Origin of the sequence: Saccharothrix violaceirubra (assembly GCF_014203755.1) — a bacterium.
Taxonomy (GTDB): domain Bacteria; phylum Actinomycetota; class Actinomycetes; order Mycobacteriales; family Pseudonocardiaceae; genus Actinosynnema; species Actinosynnema violaceirubrum.
In genome coordinates, this window is sequence record NZ_JACHJS010000001.1 from 5,746,201 (window position 1) to 5,764,721 (window position 18,521).

General features: G+C 72.9%; 10 protein-coding genes. 4 read left to right on the forward strand and 6 right to left on the reverse strand.

Annotated features, from left to right (window positions below):
* Positions 1-105: 105 nt before the first annotated feature.
* From F4559_RS26415 to F4559_RS26430, 4 genes are all read left to right on the forward strand, one after another.
* Positions 106-2,208 (forward strand): prolyl oligopeptidase family serine peptidase, encoded by a 2,103-nt coding sequence (locus tag F4559_RS26415; protein WP_184673129.1) that lies wholly within the window; start codon positions 106-108, stop codon positions 2,206-2,208.
* 4 nt (positions 2,209-2,212) lie between these two features.
* The gene (locus F4559_RS26420) at positions 2,213-3,097 is read left to right on the forward strand and encodes a mechanosensitive ion channel family protein (protein ID WP_184673131.1); all 885 of its coding nucleotides are present in this window, start codon (positions 2,213-2,215) and stop codon (positions 3,095-3,097) included.
* A gap of 156 nt (positions 3,098-3,253) precedes the next feature.
* Positions 3,254-3,637, forward strand: a complete 384-nt coding sequence (locus F4559_RS26425; RefSeq protein WP_184673133.1) for a globin — start codon at positions 3,254-3,256, stop codon at positions 3,635-3,637.
* A gap of 31 nt (positions 3,638-3,668) precedes the next feature.
* Entirely contained in the window at positions 3,669-5,282 is a 1,614-nt protein-coding gene (locus tag F4559_RS26430; protein WP_184673136.1) for a glycoside hydrolase family 13 protein, read from the forward strand.
* Between the two features lie 40 nt (positions 5,283-5,322).
* Here the strand turns inward: F4559_RS26430 and F4559_RS26435 are convergent, their stop codons facing one another.
* The 6 genes from F4559_RS26435 to F4559_RS26460 all read right to left on the reverse strand — a co-directional run bounded on the left by F4559_RS26435 (position 5,323) and on the right by F4559_RS26460 (position 18,509).
* On the reverse strand, positions 5,323-5,949 hold the full coding sequence (locus F4559_RS26435; protein ID WP_184673138.1) for a DUF8010 domain-containing protein: 627 nt from the start codon (positions 5,947-5,949) through the stop codon (positions 5,323-5,325).
* Positions 5,942-6,373: an acyl-CoA thioesterase gene (locus tag F4559_RS26440; RefSeq protein WP_184673140.1), complete on the reverse strand. Its 432-nt coding sequence runs from the start codon at positions 6,371-6,373 to the stop codon at positions 5,942-5,944. Before F4559_RS26440 ends, F4559_RS26435 begins: the two co-directional genes overlap by 8 nt.
* 63 nt (positions 6,374-6,436) lie before the next feature.
* On the reverse strand, positions 6,437-7,579 hold the full coding sequence (locus tag F4559_RS26445; protein WP_184676237.1) for an RNA polymerase sigma factor: 1,143 nt from the start codon (positions 7,577-7,579) through the stop codon (positions 6,437-6,439).
* A gap of 2 nt (positions 7,580-7,581) precedes the next feature.
* The gene (locus F4559_RS26450) at positions 7,582-7,989 is read right to left on the reverse strand and encodes a YciI family protein (RefSeq protein WP_184673142.1); all 408 of its coding nucleotides are present in this window, start codon (positions 7,987-7,989) and stop codon (positions 7,582-7,584) included.
* Positions 7,990-8,131: 142 nt separating this feature from the next.
* Entirely contained in the window at positions 8,132-13,078 is a 4,947-nt protein-coding gene (locus F4559_RS26455; protein ID WP_184673144.1) for an NAD-glutamate dehydrogenase, read from the reverse strand.
* Between the two features lie 205 nt (positions 13,079-13,283).
* Positions 13,284-18,509: a hypothetical protein gene (locus tag F4559_RS26460; protein WP_184673146.1), complete on the reverse strand. Its 5,226-nt coding sequence runs from the start codon at positions 18,507-18,509 to the stop codon at positions 13,284-13,286.
* Between the last annotated feature and the right edge of the window lie 12 nt (positions 18,510-18,521).

Genomic DNA, 18,521 nt, shown 5'->3' on the forward strand with positions numbered 1-18,521 from the left:
TCCAAAATCACCTGTGATATGCGACGTGTCATGGTGTTGACGCGGAAAACTCGGTGAACAACCGCCTATCGGACATCGTTTTCATGTGGCGCTACGCTCGGGCGGGTGACCCAGGCTTACCGCGCGGCACTCCCCGCGACCACCACCTACCCCGCCGCCCAACGCCTCGACCTGGTCGAACAGCTCCACGACCACCGGGTCGCCGACCCCTACCGGTGGCTGGAGGACCCCGCCGACGAGCGCACCCGAACGTGGTCCGAACAGCAGGACGCGCTCGCCCGGACGTGGCTCGACGTGCTCCCCGGCCGTGACGCGCTGGAGCGGCGACTGGCCGAACTGACGGGCACCGGATCGGTCGGCACACCCGTCTGGCGGGCCGACCGCGCGTTCTACACCCGACGCGGACCGGACGAGGACTTCCCGGTGCTGTACGTGCGCGAGGCCGACGGCACCGAACGCGTCCTGCTCGACCCGACCGCCCTCGACGAGACCGGGAAGACCACCCTCGACCGGTGGACGCCCTCGCGCGAAGGTCGGCTGCTGGCCTACCAGGTGTCGGTCGGCGGCGACGAGCACTCGCTGCTGCACGTGCTCGACGTGGACACCGGCGAGATCGTCGAAGGCCCGATCGACCGGTGCCGCTACTCGCCCGTGGCGTGGCTGCCCGGCGGCGAGGAGTTCTTCTACGTCCGGCGCGTCGACCCGGAGCTGGTGCCCGAGGACGAGCGCCAGTTCCACCGCCGGGTGTGGCGGCACCGCGTCGGCACCGATCCCGCGACCGACGTGAACGTGCACGGGGACGGCCTCGACCACACCTACTACTACGGCGTCACGCTCTCCCCCGACGGCCGGTGGCTGCTGGTCAACGGCGCGCCCGGCACCGTCCGCCGGGACTCGGTGTGGATCGCGGACCTGGCCGGCGACGGCGTGCTGCGACCGGTCGTCACCTCCGACGCGGGCGTGCAGTGCTCGGCGTTCGTCGGCCACGACGGTCGGCTGTACCTGCGCACCAGCCTGGACGCGCCCCGGTTCCGGCTGTGCGTGGCCGATCCCGCCCGGCCCACCGAGTGGGCCGAACTCGTGCCCGAGGCGCCGGACTCCGTGCTCGACGGCGCGTTGCTGCTGGAAGACCGGCTCGTGGTCCTGCGCACCGAGCACGCGGTGTCGCGCGTCGACCTGCACGCGCACGACGGCACGCACCTGGCCGCCGTGCCGCTGCCGGGTACCGGCTCGATCCACGGACTGGTCACCGTCGACCCGCTGACGTCCCATGACCGCGACACGCTCTGGTTCGGGTGGTCGGACTTCGTCACGCCGCTGTCGGTGTACCGGTACTCGCGGTCGACCGGCGAGACCGTGCTCGACCGGGCCGCGCCGGGCGCGGTCGCGTTGCCCTCGGTCACCACGCGGCAGGTGGCGTACGAGTCCGCGGACGGGACCGTGGTGCGGATGTTCGTCGTCGCCGGCGCCGAGGGGCCCGACCTGCCCCGGCCGGCGCTGCTGACCGGGTACGGCGGCTTCGCGGTCGGCCGCGGGCCCGGGTACAGCGCGTCGACGCTGGCCTGGGTCGAGGCCGGCGGCGTGTGGGTACACGCGTCGTTGCGCGGCGGCGACGAGGAAGGCGAGGAGTGGCACCGGGCCGGGATGCGCGACCGCAAGCAGAACGTGTTCGACGACTTCCACGCCGCGGCCGAACGCCTGATCGCGGACGGGTGGACCACACCCGAGCAGTTGGCGATCAGCGGCGGGTCCAACGGCGGGCTGCTCGTCGGTGCCGCGTTGACGCAACGTCCGGAGCTGTACGCGGCGGTCGTGTGCTCGGCGCCGTTGCTGGACATGGTGCGGTACGAGAACTTCCTGCTCGGACGGCTGTGGGCCGAGGAGTACGGGAGCGCGGCCGTGCCGGAGGAACTGGGCTGGCTTTTGTCGTACTCCCCGTACCACCGGGTGCGTGAAGGCGTTGAGTACCCTTCGGTCCTGTTCACGGTCTTCGAGTCGGACAGCCGCGTGGACCCCAACCACGCCCGGAAGATGTGCGCCGCGCTGCAACACGCGACGGCGAGCGACTCGACGAAGCACCCCGTGCTGCTGCGCCGCGAGACCGAGGTCGGTCACGGCGGGCGGTCGGTCAAGAGGGCGGTGCGCCTGGCCGTGGACCAGTTGACGTTCCTGGCCTGGGCGACCGGCCTGGAGATCGCGAGGAGTTGATCTGGTGGACGTGAAGTCGACGCTCGCCGTCGAGTGGTGGGTGGCGAACGGGCCGAAGATCGCGGGCGGACTGCTGAGGATCATCCTCATCATCGTCATCGCGGTCGTCGTCCGATTCCTGCTGCGACGGCTGATCGACCGACTGACCAAGGGCTCGGAGAAGGGCAAGAAGCCCTCGCTGCTCAAGCCGTTGCGCGAACGGGCGCCGCAGGCGCTGGGCGCACTGGTGTCCGAGCGGCGCGAGCAGCGGGCCAGGACCATCGGCTCGGTGCTCAAGTCCGTGGTCACGTTCATCGTCTACGGCGTCGCGTTCGTCCAGGTGCTGGCCGAACTGGGGATGAACGTGACGCCGATCATCACGTCGGCGGGCATCCTGGGCGTCGCGCTCGGCTTCGGCGCCCAGAACCTGGTCAAGGACTTCCTGTCCGGCATGTTCATGATGCTGGAGGACCAGTACGGGGTCGGCGACGTCGTCGACCTCGGCCCGGCGACGGGCACCGTGGAGGCCGTCGGGCTGCGGATCACCACGATCCGCGACGGCAACGGCACGGTCTGGTACGTGCGCAACGGCGAGATCCTGCGCGTGGGCAACTCGTCGCAGGGCTTCGCCGTGGCCGTGGTCGACCTGCCGCTGGCGTACGGGGCGAACCTGGCCGAGGCGTCGTCGGTGCTGACCGAGACCGTCGGCACGGCGGTGGCCGAGGAGGCGCTGGCCGAGGACGTGATCGACAAGCCGCAGGTGCTCGGCGTGGAGAAGGTGACGCCCGAGGGGATCACCATGCGCGTGACCGTGAAGGTGCGTCCGGGCCGGCAGTGGGCCGTGCAGCGCGCCCTGCGTGCCAAGCTCATGCCCGCCCTGGAGGAGAACGGCATCAGCCTCAAGTCCTGACGATCACGCGAGTTATGCGTTCGGACACCGCGAGTTGTGCGTTCGGGCACGACTCACGGTGTCCGAGTGCATATTTCGCGGTGTCCGAACGCATAACTCGCGGAGTCCCGGGGGGTGGGGCGAGAGGGTGCGGGGGTCGAGGGGGAGGATGGTGGGGTGACCAGTCCGGAGAACTTCTACGAAGCCGTGGGCGGATACGAGACGTTCCACAGGATCGTCGCCCGCTTCTACGAAGAGGTCGCCGACGACGCGATCCTCCGGCCGCTGTACCCGGAGGAGGACCTCGGCCCGGCCGAGGAGCGGTTCCGGCTGTTCCTCATGCAGTACTGGGGCGGCCCGCACACGTACTCCGAGCAGCGCGGACACCCCCGCCTGCGGATGCGGCACGCGCCCTTCGTCATCGGCCCGGTCGAGCGGGACGCCTGGCTGCGCTGCATGCGCGTCGCCGTCGACTCCGTCGACCTCACACCCGAACACCGCGACCAGCTGTGGGCGTACCTGGAGATGGCCGCGCACAGCCTGATGAACGCCTGGGCATGATCGACAGATCACGGCCGGCACCCCCCGGCGGATGGCAGGATGGCTTCCCGTGCGACGTTCCTCCGACATCGGTCCCGGGATCGGCGACGAGTCCGCCTGGTGGCGTGACGCCGTCTTCTACCAGGTCTACGTAAGGTCCTTCGCCGACGCGAGCGGCGACGGCGTCGGCGACCTCGACGGCATCCGCTCCCGGCTCGGCTACCTCGAACTGCTCGGGGTCGACGCGTTGTGGCTCACCCCGTTCTACCGCTCGCCCATGGCCGACCACGGCTACGACGTCGCCGACCCGCGCGACGTCGACCCGCTGTTCGGCGACCTGGCCGCGTTCGACCGGCTGGTCGCCGACGCCCACGAGCACAACATCAAGATCACCGTCGACCTGGTCCCCAACCACAGCAGCGACCGGCACGCGTGGTTCCAGGCCGCCCTGCGCGCCGCGCCCGGCAGCCCCGAACGCGCCCGCTACCACTTCCGCGACGGCCTGGGCCACGACGGTTCGCGTCCGCCCAACAACTGGCCGAGCGTGTTCGGCGGCCCGGCGTGGACACGGGTCCCGGACGGCCAGTGGTACCTGCACCTGTTCGCGCCCGAACAGCCCGACCTGGACTGGGACAACCCCGAGGTGCCCGCGGACCTGATCCGCACCCTGCGGTTCTGGTTGGACCGGGGCGTCGACGGGTTCCGCGTGGACGTGGCGCACGGCATGGCCAAGCCGCGCGACCTGCCCGACCTGGACCCGCGCGCGGAAATCGGTTCGCAGGTACGGCACGACAACACCCTCGACCCCAGGTTCGACGACGACGGTGTGCACGACGTGCACCGGCTGATCCGCAAGGTCGTCGACGAGTACCCGAGCCGGGTGACCATCGGCGAGATCTGGGTGAAGGAGGACGAGCGCTTCTCCCGCTACCTGCGTCCCGACGAGCTGCACCTGGGCTTCAACTTCCGGATGGTCGAGGCGCCGTTCGACGCCGACGCCGTGCGCTCGGCGATCGAGCACTCGCTGGCCGCCGTGGCGTCCCAGAGCGCGCCCGCGACGTGGACGCTGTCCAACCACGACGTGGTCCGGCACGTGACCCGGTACGGCGGCGGTGAGTTGGGCGTGCGAAGGGCACGCGCGATGGCCCTGGTGCAGTTGGCGTTGCCGGGCGTGGTGTTCCTCTACAACGGCGAGGAACTCGGCCTGCCCAACGTCGAGCTGCCCGACTGGGCCCTCCAGGACCCGATCTGGGTGCGGTCCGGCCACACCGAGCGCGGCCGTGACGGCTGCCGCGTCCCGTTCCCGTGGGAGGGCTCCGCGCCGCCGTTCGGGTTCTCCGAGCACCCGGGGACGTGGCTGCCCCAGCCCAACGAGTGGGTGGCGCTGACCGCCGAGTCGCAGCTCGAGGACCCCGGCTCGATGCTCTCGCTGCACCGGCACGCCCTGGAGCTGCGCAAGACCCACCCGGCGATCTCCGGCGACGAACTGGAGTGGTACGGCGCACCGCCGGGCTGCTTCGCGTTCCGCCGCAAGGGCGGCGGCCTGATCTGCGCGCTGAACACGTCCGGCGGCCCGGTGCCGTTGCCGCCCGGCGAGGTCCTGCTCTCCAGCGGGCCGATGGACGGCGACCGGCTGCCACCGGACACGGCGGTCTGGCTGGTCTGACCCGACGAGGGCGGCACCTTCCGGTGCCGCCCTCCGTCCGTCAGACCAGCAGTGGCAGCATCGAGTGGCGGCGGCGGACCACGGCGCCGTAGCGGGCGTCGATCCGCAGCCACGAGTCGGTCGCGGTGACACGCACGTCGTCGCCCGCCAGGAAACCCATGCCGGACAACGCGAACAGGCAGCGCAACGGCACCTTCACGTCCAGGCCCGAGCCGCTGACCGTGAGCACGGTCTGGTCCAGCAGCGACGCGGGCGGGGTGCCGTGGGGGCCGGTGTTCTCCCGGGCCACGGCCACGCCCTGTTCGGCCAGCTCGGCGACGACGTCGCCGGGCAGCCGGTCGACCGGCAGCCAGCCCTGCGTCGGCGGCAGCGCCGAGCGCCACAGCAGGTCGCGGGCCGGGCCCGGGTCGACCTTCTCGCTGCGCACCACGGCCAGGCCGGTGAGCAGGTCCGAGCCGGACACGGTCACGTCGCCCGGCTCGACGCGGCCGGCGACCGTGCGGGTCGCCAGCGTGTCGAACGGGGTCGCGACCCAGGCGTCGAGCAGGCCACCCGACTCCCTGTTGCGCAGCCGCACCACAGCGCCGGCCTCCAGGCGCACCGCGCGCGCGACGAACGCGCCCAGGTCGTCCCGTTCGGCGGGATCGGCCAGAACCAGTTCAGGCACCGTTACCTCCGGCACGCCAACCCGCGAGGAAGTCGCGCTCGGCATCGAGAAGACGGCGCGGTCGCCCGGCCGTCAGGTTGTAGGGCACCATCAGCGTCTCCGCGGTCGCCACCACCGGGCTGCCCTCGCGCCGCCCGTTGCGCACCGTGTACACCAGTGTGAACGAAGCCGACTTCAGCTCGCGCACGGACATCTCGACGACGATCTCGTCACCGGTGAACACCAGCGGGCTGAGGTAGTCCACGACCAGCCTCGCCACCACGACGCCGTGCGCCATGTCCGCGACCCCGTGCCGGGCGGCCTCGGTGAACAGCAGGTCGACCCGTGCCTCCTCCAGCAGGGTGACCGTGTTCGCGTGGTTGACGTGACCGAACGCGTCCATGTCCGACCAACGCGGACGCACCTCCGTGACGAACACACCCACCTTGTCAGCGCCTCCTGCGGTCGATTCCGGTGGCACCGACCCTATCCGCGTGCTAACGGCCGGTTAAGTCGGCCCACTTCGGGCGTTGAGCCGGGCGGCCTGGCGGGTCAGGTGGTCACGCTCGGCGAGCGTGGGCGCACGACCCGCCGCCTCGGCGTACAGCCGGGCCGCCTTCGTGCCGTCGCCGTCGCGTTCGTGCAGGTAGGCGGCCACGGCCGGGTACCGGGGCAACGCCGGGTCGAGGTCCGCCAGCGCGGCGAGACCCGCCCGCGGCCCGTCGGCCTCGCCGACGGCGACCACGCGGTTGAGCCGCACGACCGGGCTGTCGGTCAGGCGCACGAGTTCGTCGTACCACTCCACGATCTGCACCCAGTCGGTCTCCTCGGCCCGGGGCGCGTCGGCGTGCAGGGCCGCGACGGCGGCCTGCGCCTGGAACTCGCCCAGCCGGTCACGGGCCAGCGCCGCCTGGAGGATCACGACGCCCTCGGCGATCATGACGGTGTCCCACCGGCCGCGGTCCTGGTCGGCCAGGGTGACCAGGCTGCCGTCGGACGCCGTGCGGGCGTCGCGCCGGGCGTGGTGCAGCAGCATGAGGGCGAGCAGCCCGGCCACCTCAGGGTGGTCGACGACCGCCGCGAGCTGCCGGGTCAGCCGGATCGCCTCGGCGGCCAGGTCGACGTCGCCCGAGTACCCCTCGTTGAAGACCAGGTAGAGCACGCGCAGCACGGTGGCGACATCGGCGGGCCGGTCGAAGCGCACACCCGAGACCGTGCGCTTGGCCCGGCTGATGCGCTGCGCCATGGTCGCCTCGGGCACCAGGTACGCCCGCGCGATCTGCCGGGTGGTCAGCCCGCCGACGGCCCGCAACGTGAGCGCGACCGCCGACGACGGCGTCAACGACGGGTGGGCGCACAGGAAGTAGAGCCGCAACGTGTCGTCCACGTCGGGCACGGGTCCGGGTTCCTCGTCCACGAGGTCCTCGCGCCGACGCCGGGCGACGTCCGCCCGCGTGGCGTCGAGGAACCGGCGCCACGCCACCGTGACCAGCCAGCCCTTCGGGTCGCGCGGCGGGTCGGCCGGCCAGACCCGCAGCGCCTCGACCAACGCGTCCTGCACGGCGTCCTCGGCCGCCGCGAAGTCGGCTCCGCGGCGGACGAGGACGGCCAGGACCTGCGGGGTGAGGACGCGGACCAGCGCCTCGTCCACGCTCACTCCGTGATCGTGGGCGGCACGCCGTAGAACGGGCGCAGCTCCAGCCACTCGTGGATGGGCTTGCCGCCCGCGCCCGGCGCGGCCGACAGCTCGCCGGCCAGTTCGATCGCGCGGTCACGGGTGTCCACGTCGATCACCATCCAGCCCGCGATGAGGTCCTTGGTCTCGGCGAACGGCCCGTCGGTGACCGGCGGGCGGCCCTCGCCGTCGTACCGGACGAACAGGCCCTCGGGCGCGAGCGCCTGGCTGTCGACGTACTCGCCGGTCTCCCGCAGGCGGTCGGCGAAGTCCTCCATGTAGCGGATGTGGGCCGAGATCTCCTCGGGCGTCCACTGGTCCATGGGCACGCAGTTGACGGCTTCCGGCGCACCCCGGTAGTGCTTGAGCAGCAGGTACTTGGCCATCGTCGGTCTCCTCGGTGCTCGGTGCGGCCGGTGCCCCGGTCGCTCTCACCACGGGGACGGAGCCGGTGACCGGTTCTCGACATCCCGGCCGGAAAAAGTTTCCGGCGGGTCGGGGACGGCGTCGTCCCCGACCCGCCGGGGTTCAGCGGATCATGCTGCGGACCTGCCGGGCGGCCACCGAGAGGGTGGCCAGGTCGAGCTTGTTCGCCCGGTTGATCTCGGCCAGCGCGGCACGGGCGCGGGCCAGGCGGGAGGCGTTGGTCTGCTCCCAGTGCGCGATCTTCACGGCGGGCGGGTCGCCCGGGTCGCTCGACCGCAGCACGTCGATCGTGATCGACCGCAGCGACGAGTAGAAGTCGTCGCGCAGCGCCAGCCGGGCCAGGGCGTGCCAGCGGTTGCCCCGTTCCAGGCCCGACACCGAGCTGAGCATCCGGTCGATGTCGAGGTGCTCGGACAGCGCGAAGTACAGCTCGGCGGTCTCCTCGTGCGTGCGCTCCAGGCCGGTACCGTCGCGTTCGGCCAGCTCCGCGACCTCGGTCACGTCGAGCAGGCCGTAGGTGAACAGCAGTGCGCCGATGCGTTCGGCCAGGTCGGCGGGCACGCCGAACGACGTCAGCCGCCCGATGTGCGCGTCGACCGACTCCCGCTCGCGGCCCTGGAGCATCTCCCGGGTCCGGGGCAGGAGGGTCTCGATCGCCGTGGCGAACCGGCTGATCGTGGCGCCGACCGCGAGCGGCTGCGGACGGTTGGTCAGCAGCCACCGCGACACGCGGTCGAGCAGGCGCCTGGTCTCCAGCACCATGTCGTCCTGCACGTGGGTGGGGATCTTCGTGTCCAGCTCGCGGATGCGCCGCCACAGCGCGGGCAGCTCGAAGATCGTCGTCACGACGGCGTACGCACGCACCGCGTCGGTCGCCGAGGCGCTGATCTCCTCGGCCAACCGGAACGCGTACGACACTCCGCCGCCGTCCACGACCTCGTTGACCAGCACCGTCGTGATGATCTCGCGGGACAGCGGGTGCCCGGCGACCGCGTCGGCGAACCGGGCGCGCAGCTCGCTGGGGAAGTACTCGGGCAGCTTGCGCGCGATCACGTCGATCGTGGGCAGGTCGCTGGCCAGCACCTCCTCCTTGAGCGCGAGCTTGACGTGCGCGAGCAGCGTGGCCAGCTCCGGCGAGGTGAGGCCGGCGTCGTTCTTCTCCAGCACCTTGAACTCGGCGGCGCTGGGCAACGCCTCCAGCTTGCGGTCGAGCACGCCGCGCTGTTCCAGGTCGGCGACCAGGCGGGCGTGCACCGACAGCATCGGCGCCGCGTGCGCGCGGGACACCCCGAGCACGAAGTTCTGCGAGTAGTTGTCGTCGAGGACCAGCTCGCCGACCTCGTCGGTCATCTGCCCGAGCAGCTCGTCGCGCTGCCCCCGGTCGAGCCGGCCGTCGCGGACCAGCTCGTCGAGCAGGATCTTGATGTTGACCTCGTGGTCGGAGCAGTCGACACCGGCCGAGTTGTCCAGCGCGTCGGTGTTGACCTTGCCGCCGGCGCGGGCGAACTCGATCCGGCCGCGCTGGGTCAGGCCCAGGTTGCCGCCCTCGCCGACCACCTTCACGCGCAGGTCGGCACCGTTCACGCGGATCGCGTCGTTGGCCTTGTCGCCGACCTCGGCGTGGGTCTCGACACCGGCCTTGACGTAGGTGCCGATGCCGCCGTTCCACAGCAGGTCGACGGGCGCGAGCAGCACCGCGCGCATCAGCTCCGACGGCGACAGCTTCACCACGTCGTCGGGCAGGCCGAGCACGGCCCGCACCTGCGGGCTGACCGGGATCGACTTGGCCGAACGCGGCCACACGCCGCCGCCCTCGGAGATCAGGGCGCGGTCGTAGTCGTCCCACGACGAACGCGGCAGCTCGAACAGTCGCTTGCGCTCGGCGTAGCCGCTCGCCGCGTCCGGCGCCGGGTCGATGAAGACGTGCCGGTGGTCGAACGCGGCCACGAGCCGGATGTGCCGGGACAGCAGCATGCCGTTGCCGAACACGTCGCCGGACATGTCGCCGACGCCGACGACCGTGAACTCCTGGCTCTGCGTGTCCACGCCCAGTTCGCGGAAGTGCCGCTTCACGCTCTCCCACGCGCCCTTGGCCGTGATGCCCATGGCCTTGTGGTCGTAGCCGACCGAACCGCCGGAGGCGAACGCGTCGCCGAGCCAGAACCCGTACGACTTCGACACCTCGTTGGCGATGTCCGAGAACGACGCGGTGCCCTTGTCGGCCGCGACCACCAGGTACGAGTCGTCGCCGTCGTGCCGCACGACCTGCGGCGCCGGGACGACCGCGCCCGAGTTGAGGTTGTCGGTCAGGTCGAGCAGGCCGGAGATGAACTGGCGGTAGCAGGCGATGCCCTCGGCCAGGAACGCCTCGCGGTCCAGGGTCGGGTCACCGGTCGGCGCCGGCGGGCGCTTGACGACGAAGCCGCCCTTCGCGCCGACCGGCACGATCACCGCGTTCTTCACCGCCTGCGCCTTGACCAGGCCCAGGACCTCGGTGCGGAAGTCCTCGCGCCGGTCGGACCAGCGCAGGCCACCGCGGGCGACCGGACCGAACCGCAGGTGCACGCCCTCCAGCCGCGGCGAGTACACGAAGATCTCGAACCGGGGCCGGGGCTGCGGCAGGTCGGGGATCTCGCGAGGGTTGAGCTTGACCGCCAGGTACGGGCGCGGGGCGCCGTGCTCGTCGCGCACGAAGTAGTTGGTGCGCAACGTGGCCTGCACGAGCGTGAGCAGGCTGCGCAGGATGCGGTCGGCGTCGAGGCTGGTGACGTCGTCGATCAACCCGGTGATCGACTCGACCAGCGCGTCCACCCGGGCCGGCCTGCTCGTGTCGACGTCGGCCGGGTCGAACCGGGCCTCGAACAGGCGGACCAGGGCCTGCGCGACCTCGGTGTGCCCGAGGACGGCGTCCTCGATGTAGTCCTGGCTGTACGGCGTGCGGGCCTGGCGCAGGTACTTGGCGTACGCCCGCAGCATGCCCGCCTGCTGCCAGGTCAGGCCCGCGCGCAGCACCAGCGTGTTGAACCCGTCGATCTCGGCCTCGCCGCGCCACGCCGCCGCGAACGCGTCCTGGAAGCGGGTGCGCACGGATTCGAGGTCGTCGGTCGACAACCGGTCCAGCGTGGCCTGGTCGATGCGCAGGCCGAAGTCGTAGACCCAGCACTCCGCGCCGTCCTCGCGGGTCAGCTCGTACGGCCGCTCGTCCACGACTACGACGCCCATGCGTTGCAGCATCGGCAGCACGTCCGACAGCGTGATCCGGGCGCCGACCAGGAACAGCTTGAACCGCCGCTCCCCCGGCTCGGCCTCGCGCGGCACGTAGAACTGCATGTCGAGGTCGCCGACGGCCAACGCCTCGATGCGGCGGTAGTCCGCGAGACCCTCGGCGGCGGTGAAGTCCTCCTTGTACGCCTCCGGGAACGCGGCGGCGAAGCGCAGGCCCTGCTCGGACGAGGACTCGCCGCCGAGCACGGGCGCACCGGCGTGCTCGCCGAGGACCGCCTCGACCATGCGGTCGTCCCAGCTGCGCACGGCCTCGGCCAGGAGGTTCTGGATGGCCGCGGTGTCCGGCTCGGCGACGCGCGTGGGGTCGGTGTGCACGGTGAAGTGCACGCGGGCCAGCGACGACTCGCCGATGCGCGCGCTGTACTCCAGGCTCGTGCCGCCCAGCTCGGCCAGCAGGATCTCCTGCATGGCCAGGCGCGAGGTCGTCGTGTAGCGGTCGCGCGGCAGGTAGACCAGGCACGAGAAGAACCGGCCGTAGGGGTCGCGGCGCAGGAACAGCCGCAACCGGCGGCGTTCGGCCAGCGCGATCACGCCGGTGACCGTGGCGTAGAGCGTGTCCGCGTCGACGGAGAACAGTTCCGTGCGCGGGTAGTTCTGGATCACTTCGAGCATCCGCTGGCCGGAGTAGGCGTGCAGCGGGAAGCCGGCGCGGTGGATGACCTCGCGCACCCGACGGGCGATGACCGGGATGTCCAGCACGTCCTCGTGCAGGGCGGAGGTGGAGAACACGCCGAGGAAGCGGTGCTCGCCGGTGACCGCGCCCTGCCCGTCGAACGTCTTCACGCCGACGTAGAAGGGGTAGACCGTGCGGTGCACGCTCGACTGCGCGCTGGCCTGGGTGAGGACGAGCAGGTCGGACGACAGGGCCTGGGCGCCCGCGTCGGGACCGGCGGTCAGGCTGCGCGCGGCGAGGCTGTCCTGGCGCAGCACGCCGAGGCCGCTGGCGAGGACGGCGCGCAGAGCGGGCTCGCCGTCGGTGGCCGGGTCGTCGCGGACCAGTTCGTAGCGGCGGTAGCCGAGGAACGTGAAGTGGTCGTCGGCCAGCCACTCCAGCAGGCGGGCACCGTCCTCGACCTCGTCGCTCGGGGCGGGGGCCGCGCGCAGGTCGCGGGCCAGGTCGACGGCCGTGCCGATCATGCGGGAGGTGTCCTCGACGACCTCGCGGACGTCGTTGAGCACCGTGTGCAGGCGGGTCTCCAGCTCACGCGCGCGGTCGGCGTCGGTGATCAGGTCGACCTCGACGTACATCCACGACTCGGCCAGGGCGTCGCCCGGGTCGGCGGGATCGGCGTCGGCGAGGACCTCCTGGAGGGCACCGGTGACCGGGTCGCGGCGGACCACGACGATCGGGTGCACGACGCGCTGCACCTGGACCCCGCCGCGGGTCAGCTCGGAGGCGACCGAGTCGACCAGGTAGGGCATGTCGTCGGTGACGACCTGGACGACGGTCGCCGGACAGGTCCAGCCGTCGTGCGCGCGTGTGGGGTTGAGGATGCGCACCACGGGGCGTCCGGGCACCCGCGTCTCGGCGAGCTGGTGGTTCGAGCGCACCGCGCCGACCAGGTCCACCGGGTCGTCGTCGTTGACTTCCTCGGCGGGGACGTGGCGGTAGTAGAGGCGAATCAGGTCGGCCAGCTCGGGGGCATTGGCCGTGGCCTGCTCGATCAATTCGTCTCGTGCTTGTTCGGGACTGGCCGGTCTGGCCGCGCCCGCATCGGTGCGGGAGGCGGTCTCGGATCGGTTCGGGACTCCAGTCGAGGTCATGTTCAGGCGACTCCACACTATCCGGTACCTCTGTGTACCGGGTCCGCGCACCACTTAACCAGACTCGCCGCCGGCCGCCGGCGCAACCCGCGCTCTGGATCGAAAAACTTTCGTCAAGCCGCGAATTCCGCATCCCGGCGGACATTTTCCCGAGGCTTCCCGCCGTCACCGGCGGGAAACCTCGGTTAATTCCGGAATCGCGTTCTCACGTTTCAGGCAAAGTCCAGGTGTCGACCCGGGGTCGCACCGCGGCGACCGGCTGGATGGGCGCCGTCGTCTCGGCGTCGGACGGGGGTGGGACGGCCGACTCGGGCACCGGTGCGGTGATCGGCCCGGTCGTCTCGGCCTCCGTTCCGGTGAGCGCCGCCGCCTCGTCCTCCCGCCGCCCGGTCTCGTAGGCGACCAGGGCCTCGGCGAGCAGTTCGGCCAGGCTCAGGTCGCTCTTGGGCCGCCGGGCGGCCCGTGCCGCGCTGGGCGACATGGTCGGGGAGGGGGGCAGTTCGACCACCCGGCCCCCGACGACGACGGAGGTGACTAAAGGCTCGGCGTCCCCGCCCTCGGAGTCGCCTGGCTCCGGACTTCCGGACACGGGGTTCCCCGGCTCGGAGCCGACCGGATCAGGACTTCCCGGGACGAAGCCCTCCGGCCCGGGTCCGGCAGGCTCGGGACCGCCCGGGGCGAAGTCTCCCGACTCACGTCCGGCGGGCACAGGACCTGCCGACGCGGGACCTCCCGACTCGGAACCGGCAGGCTCAGGGCTTCCCGACCCGAAGCTCGCCGGGTCGGGACCGACCGGAACAGGACCTCCCGACGTGAAGTCCCCCAGCCGGAGACCGGCCGGTTCGGTACTCGTCGGCTCCGGGTTCGTCGGCTCCGGATTGGTCGGCCCTGGATTGGTCAGCTCTGGGGTCGTCGGCTCCGGGCGGCCCGGCGCGGCGTACCCCGGCTCGCGATCAGCCGGCCCGGGACTGCCCGGGGTGGGATCCGTCGGCCGGGGCTCGGTGCTCGGCACGCCGGGACCGCCCAGGGCGGTGCGCCCCGGCTCGGCGTCGACGGGCACCGGACCGGTGGATTCACGGCCGTCCGCCTGTTCGAACTCGCCCGACGACGGTCCGCCGGGCTCGACCTCCGGCCACCGCGCGACGGCTCCGGCGTCGACCTCCACCCCGGTCCGCGCACGCGTGGCCGGGTCCGCCGACCCCACCGGCAACCCGAAGGGCGAGCCCTCCGGCGGCTCCGGCGCGACGGGCGGTTCAGGCACCCGGGCCGTGGGGATGACCGGCCCCTTGACGAACGCGGCCCCCAGCCCGACCGGCACGGAATCGTCATCCGAAGGCTCGACCATCCGAGCGGACCGGAACAGGTCGATCCCACCGGGGCCGAAATCATCCACAGTGGACTGATCGGTCCGACTCGGACGCCGGGGAAGCTCCGCACCGGTTTCGACCTGGTCCGTGTTCACCGCTCCGGCGCCCGTCACGGCGGACCTGTCGAACCGGACCGTACCCGGGTCGGGAACGGGCGAACCGGAGTGCCCGAAGTCGACACCCCCCAGGTCCGAGAAGGTCGCAGCGCCGAAGCCTGGCGGCTCGTGGGTGGCCGGCCCCTGCCCGGTCGACGGAGCCCAGGCCGGTCCGGGATCGACCCGTGGCGCTTCCGTCGGCGAGAAGCCGGCCGGGCCGGTGTCGGCGGGCCGGACGTCGAACCGGGAGGCGGTCGAGAACGGGTCGACGGGATCGGTACTCGGCACACCGCGCCCGGTCGGATGAGCCTGAGCGCGATGGGCCCCGACCTGACCGGTGTCGGGCGTCGCGACCGCCGGGCCGTACTCCGGGAAACCGGCCGGCGGCCCCTCGACCGAGTGGGTGGCCACCGAAGCGGCCTCGGCCGGGTGGGTGCCGACCTGACCGGGCACCACGAGGTCGGGCACGGCAACGGTGGGCGCGGCGGGGCCGGGCAGTGCGGGGGTGGACCCCGCGTGGCCGGGCACGACAGGGCTGGGCGCCACGGGGAAGGGCGCTACGGAGTCGGGTACGGCGGGGGCGGGTACCGCTGGGGTGGACACCTCGAAGTCGGGCGCGGCAGGGGTGGGCACCGCGGTATCTGTCGCGGGGACAGCGGGCGCGGTGTAAGCGGTCGGGTGCACGTCGGCCCCGGCCGGTGTGGCGGTATCCGGCGGGTGCGGAGTCCAGGGGTCGGCAGTGCCGACGCGGGCCGGTTCCCCGGCGGCATCGGGCGCGGTCGATTCCCCGCCCTGGGTCGGGGGGTCGGAGTCGGGGGCCCGACGGCGACCGCCCTGGCGGGTGGGTGCCAGGAGACCGGCGGCCTTGAGGGATTCCAGGACGCCGCTGTTGCCCTCGGTCGACCGGTCCGCCGCGGCGAGTTCCTCGGCGGCTTCGCGGGCGGCTCGGCGACGGCCGCTGCGGACGGCGCCCGCCGCCGCGATCAGACCGGACGCGGGCACGCGGAGGTCGAGGCTCGACGAACCCGCCGACCCCCGCAGGCCCGACTCCCGCTCACCGGCGGCGGTGCTGTCGGATGCGGTCGACGCGTGGAGTCCGGACCGCTCCCCGGTCGACGGAGTCGTCGGGTCGGACGTGATTCGGTCGGGCCCGGCCGGCCGCGGTCGGGCGGGGTCCGCCGCGAATGCCGGAGACGGGGCCTCGCGCCAGGACACGTCCATTTCCGAGGAGTGCGCACCCAAAGCAGGGGTGCTCCGACCTGAAGTGGCTGGCTCGGCCTGCACCGGGACGGGCCACGTGGTCGAAGCGAATTCCGGGTCGGGAGGTGGGAGCGCCTCGGAATTCGCGGTTCCGGTGTCCGCGTGTCGGGTTCGACGATTTCGCGGTTCGGTGTTCGTTGAGCGGACGTCGGAAGAGAACGCGAAATGCGGACGCGAGGGTTCTTCCCCGTCTTCCGGCTCCGGGGCCCGGCGACGGCCGCCTTGACGGGCCGCCGGTGCCTCCGGGTCCGGAGTCGCCCGGGGGAAGTCCGGGGTGGGTGCGACCGGTGCCTCCGCACTCGGGGAAGTGGAGGCGGTGGGAGATGGCGAATGAACGGGAACGTGCGTCGCCGGGTCCGCGGATGCGGGCGAAGCGGGCAGGACCGGGGCGTGCGTCGACGGCCCGACGGGCTCAGCAGACGACGTGGGCTCGACGGACGGTGGCGTTGCCGCATGGGCGGACGACGCGGCCGAGGCATTCGTGACCGGACCGCCGGACTCCCCCGACCGGACGGCCGACGCCTCGGGAAGGACGGCGGCGCTCGGCGACGGGTCGACGAGATCGACCGGGGTATGCGGAAGTACCGCCGCGCGGGCAGTCGGCGGCCCGGAGGCGTGCGCCGACAGGTCGACGGAATCGGTCCGGGTACGCGGGGGTGCCGCTGCCCGGTCGGTCGGCATCGCCGGAGGCGCGGAGACCCGCATCGCCGCAGCGGCGGGCTCCGACGAGCCGTGCGGAGTCGCCGCCGCCCAGGCGGTCGAAGGTGCCGGGGCCTGTGCCGACGGGCCGATGGGCTCGGCCGCGGTGTACGGAGTCGCCGCCGTCCAGGCGGGCTGTGCTGTCGGAGACGCGGCAGCGCCCGTCGCCGGACCGGCGGACTCGGTCGGGACGCCCGGAGGCGCTACTGCCCATGCAGGCAGCACCGCCGGAGGCGGCGAGCCGGACGGCGACGTGCCGACCGACTCACGCGAAGCATCCGAGGGCGCCGCTGCCGGAGGCGTGGAGCCGGATGCCGACGCACCGGCGGACTCGAACGGGCCGTCCACAGGCGCCGTCGGCCGGGCGGGCGGGGGCGGGGAGGCGGGTTCGGGCGTGCCGACCGACTCCTCCGAGGTGTGCGGGGGCGCTACCGCCCAGGTGGGCATCGCCGTCGAAGGTACGGAGGCGGGTGCCGGCGTGCCGAAGGGCTCCGCCGGAGTGCCGGTCTGGGTGGCGGGGAGTGCTGCCGCCTGGTCGGCGGGGGTGGATGGGGGCGAGGTGGGCGTCGGCGTGCCGGCGGGGTGGCCGGGCGTCGGCGTGGCGGCCTCGGGGGTGCCGGCTTCGGCGGCCGGGTCCGGCGGGGTCGGTGCGGGGTCGGTGCCGAACGGGCTCACCAGACGCCAGCGGTCTGCGGCGTGGGCTCGGGCCGCGGAGATGCCTTCCACCGTCATGTCTTCGGCGGCTCGGCGGGTGCGCTTGACCCGCAGTCCTTCACCCCGGTGAACCTGCACCGGGCGCCACTGGCGCAGTTGCTGCTTGATCTCGGGCGTCAGGGTCGGCGGGTCCTGGCTCGCGGTGCCCGTCGTGGCGCCGCCCGCGGTGGCGGTGCCTCCGGTGGGGGCGGCGAGCAGGGCGGCCAACTGGTCGTGCAGGCCCACGGGTTGGCGGCGAACACCGGAGAACTCGGCGGCCAGGCGGGCGCGGACCGCGTACACGGCTCGGGCGCGGCGGCGTTCCGCCGCGTGCGCCGAGCGCAGGTCGGCCAACGCCTCGGTCAGGTCGCCGGACACCTCGTGCACGTGGGCCAGGGCCAGCAGGGTCTCGGCGAGCAGGGTGTCGAGCTGGTGGCGTTCGGCGCACGCCACCACGTCGCGCAGCATCTCGCGGGCCTGGTCGACGCGGCCCGCCGGCAGGTGCACCCGGGTCGCCAGGGCCAGTCCCAACCAGCCCGAGGTCGACGCGGACGGCGCGCGCACCGGCAGTTCCAGCAGCGGGGTGCCCACCTCGGACGCCTCGGCCGGGCGGTCCGCGTCCAGCAGGGCGCAGACCAGCTCCAACGTCAGCCGGCCACGCACCTGGCCGTTGTCGGACGACGGGTCGGCCAGTCCCGCCAACAGTTCCAGTCCCTCGCGGCACGTCGCCACGGCCGCGTCCAGGTCGCCCCAGCGGCGGTGCTGGGCGGCGGTCGCGGCGCGGAGTTCCCCGCGCTGGAGGACGACCGCGTCGGGTTCGGTGCCGCGGTCGGCGGCATGAAGGCGGTCGGCCTCGGTCAACGCGGCCGTCAGGACCGCGCCGCGGCCGATGGTCACCAGGCACTCGCTGGCCTGCACCAGCGCCGCCGCCCGGATGCCCTCGGGTACGTCGGCCGCCTCCAGGACCGGCCGCACGGCCGCGAACCCGGTCAGCGGCGCGCCGACCGTCCGGGCGCACTCGGCCAGTTCGACCCGCAGCCGCCAGGCGGTCTCGTGCTCGCCTTCGGCCTCGGCCGCCTTGAGCGCGTCCATCGCCCGGTCTGCGATGCGCACGCCGCGGCCGGTCCGGTTGCCCGCGAAGACCACGAGGGCCTCCGCGCGCAACCGGTCCACCTCGTCACGACGGGCGGACGCGAGCGCCACCGCGCGCTCGCCCAGCACCAGAGCGAGTTCCGGTGCCTGCCAACGCAGTCGCCAGGCGGGCACGACCAGCGTGCTCACCTCGACGTCCGCCTGTGCCTCGCTCCGCGCCGCCACGCCGCCGCCCGG

Bases quoted from the DNA above. Each gene is read 5' to 3' on its own strand.
- F4559_RS26430 (WP_184673136.1), top strand. From the start codon at position 3,669: ATGGCAGGATGGCTTCCCGTGCGACGTTCCTCCGACATCGGTCCCGGG.
- F4559_RS26450 (WP_184673142.1), bottom strand. From the start codon at position 7,989: ATGGCCAAGTACCTGCTGCTCAAGCACTACCGGGGTGCGCCGGAAGCC.
- F4559_RS26455 (WP_184673144.1), bottom strand. From the start codon at position 13,078: ATGACCTCGACTGGAGTCCCGAACCGATCCGAGACCGCCTCCCGCACC.